At 61.0% G+C, this 2,254-nt stretch carries 2 protein-coding genes and 1 pseudogene; all 3 read right to left on the reverse strand.

Going from position 1 to position 2,254, the window contains the following annotated elements; translation table 11 throughout:
- Window positions 1-42 precede the first annotated feature (42 nt).
- On the reverse strand, window positions 43-1,623 hold the full coding sequence (locus EVC45_RS44230; protein ID WP_129964314.1) for an IS66 family transposase: 1,581 nt from the start codon (window positions 1,621-1,623) through the stop codon (window positions 43-45).
- Window positions 1,624-1,653: 30 nt separating this feature from the next.
- Window positions 1,654-2,010: an IS66 family insertion sequence element accessory protein TnpB gene (gene tnpB / locus EVC45_RS44235; RefSeq protein ID WP_129964315.1), complete on the reverse strand. Its 357-nt coding sequence runs from the start codon at window positions 2,008-2,010 to the stop codon at window positions 1,654-1,656.
- A pseudogene (locus tag EVC45_RS46430) lies at window positions 1,986-2,254 on the reverse strand (IS66 family insertion sequence element accessory protein TnpB); the annotation flags it as partial. The gene tnpB and the pseudogene EVC45_RS46430, both read right to left, overlap by 25 nt.

Below are 2,254 nucleotides of genomic sequence, written 5' to 3' on the forward strand. Positions count from 1 at the left end.
CAGAGGTACTCTGAGGCGTAAATGGTGTGGTATGGAGAAGGGTCAGCGGAGATCGGCGGGCATCTTCCATGGCAACAGCGCGTCGTAGTCGTCGACGGTCTTCGCCAGTGGGAGGCGTTGAAAGAGCCAGGTGAGGTAGCGATATGGGTCGATGCCGTTAGCGCGGCAGGTTTCGACCAACGTGTAGAGATTGGCACTCGCGTTCGCGCCGTCAACGGTGTCGGCGAAGAGCCATGAGCGGCGTCCAACGACAAACGGGCGAATGGAATTTTCGCAGGGGTTGTTCGATATGGGCCAGTTGCCGTTCTCGACGTAACGGATCAGCTTGGGCCACTGCCCGTGCAGATAGGTCAGCGCCTTTCCGAGCAAGCTTTGAGGCACGACGCCGGGTGTCTGTTCGAGCATCAGCTTTTCGATGGCGTCGAGCACGCGTGCACTGTATCGTCGTCGCAATCGCTGTCGTCGTTCGGCCGTCCACGTTTCACTGCGCGCTTCGGCGGCGAACAGCTTGCCGATCAGTTTGATGAAGCGCGTCGCGAGCAGGTTGGGCGAGCGTGCTGCCTTGGGCACGCTATCTTCGGCCTTGATCAGATACCGTCTCGCGTGAGCCCAGCATCCGAGATGCACGAGCTGATACTGTTGTGCGATGCCGTTGTAGGACTCGTATCCATCGGTCATCAGAACCGCGCCCTTGCGGATGCCGGCGAACAGTTTGTCGGCCAGCTTCGCGCCGCGACCCGCCGTGTAGGCATAACAGCGAATGGGTGTTCCAGATCCAGTCATCTGCGCCCAGAGATAACTCTTCGTTTGCGGCTTGCGCCCTTTCTCCTTCAGGACCTGGAACGTCGTCTCGTCGCAGTAGATCACGTCAGCATCGAGCAGCGCGTCGCGCATCAGATTAATGACGGGCTGCGTCGCGAGACCGACGCGGACCATGCTCGCGGCGAGCGTGTTCGACGAGATGTCGCCACCGAAGCGTCGCAGCAGGCCCGCCTGGCGATAGATCGGCATGCCGAACTGATACTTGCCGGTGGCGACCCACGCGAGCGCCGATTCCGTCAACAGTCCACGCGGGATGATGCGCAGCGGCGCCGGCGTAACCTTGATGCCAAGATCGCAGCACGGGCAGGCATACTTGACGCGCTGGTGCTGGATGACGCGAAGCTGTTCGGGAATCACGTCGAGCTGCTCGCTCGTTTCGACGCCGATCTCGACGAGTGCATGGCCGTCGTGGTTGCAGAAGCGTTCGGCTTCGGGAAGTTCGTGCCGAACGACTTCGCGCGGCAGATTGGGATCGAGTGGCTTTCGGTGACCGCGCTTCTTGCGTGTGTGTGCGGCGATCACGGTTGCAGGCGTGTCTTCCTGCGCGGGTGTCGCGTTCGTGCCGAGCACTTCGGCTTCGTTGAACAGGCCGGGTTGGTCCGAGTCGCGCGCTTCGCTCTTTGCGCCGAACAGCTCGCGACGGTAAGCACGCAGCCGCTCTTCGGCCAGGTCGCGCTCCGCGGTCACCAGACGTAACGCACCACGGACCTCCTCGTGCTCGAGTTGCAGTGAACCATACGCCTCGCGAATCGCGAGCAGCGTCTTGAGTTCGTCGGCGTCGATGGTCACGTTCATCGGCATACCGCTTAGACCAGTATGCAGACCACGTGTTCAGCTCACACGCGCATAATGTCTCTTCGGATGCCGCTGGAGCGCCGCGATGTCGGCACCCCCGAGAAGCCAGTGCAGCAGTTCGACGGTCAATGTCACGACCCCGCTTTTGCCATCTGGCCAGACGAAGCGATCATTGGCTTCAAGTCTTTTGAGCATCAACCAGAAACCGTTGTCCTGCCAGCCCAGGATCTTGATGCGATCGCATCGCCGGTTGGTAAACACGTAGAGCGAGGAATCCATCGGGTTCAGGCGCATCGCCTGCTCGACGAGAATCGACAGGCTGTTCATGCCGTACCGGAAATCGACGGGATCGCGGTGCAGGTACACCTTCAGATTTTCGTCGAACCGGAACACGTTAGCCTCCCCAGCATCTGAACGATCGCTGACAACTCCTCCAGCTGGGCTTCGCCCAGATCGACCTGCACGCCGTTTGGTAAGCGCACGTGCAACGCAATCGTCATGGGTCGTGTGGGCACAGGTGCCAGCTCGCAGACGGCTGCAGCGGCAACGACAGGAATAAAAGCCGACGCCCCGGGCTTTGCTGACGGAACTCGCGATGTTCGCTGCGGCATATCGACCTGCACGCCATCGATCACGG

Origin of the sequence: Paraburkholderia sp. UYCP14C (genome assembly GCF_004197395.1) — a bacterium.
Classification (GTDB): domain Bacteria; phylum Pseudomonadota; class Gammaproteobacteria; order Burkholderiales; family Burkholderiaceae; genus Paraburkholderia.

What these genes read in the sequence shown, in the direction of transcription:
- EVC45_RS44230 (WP_129964314.1), bottom strand. Translation starts at nt 1,623, where the DNA reads ATGCCGATGAACGTGACCATCGACGCCGACGAACTCAAGACGCTGCTC.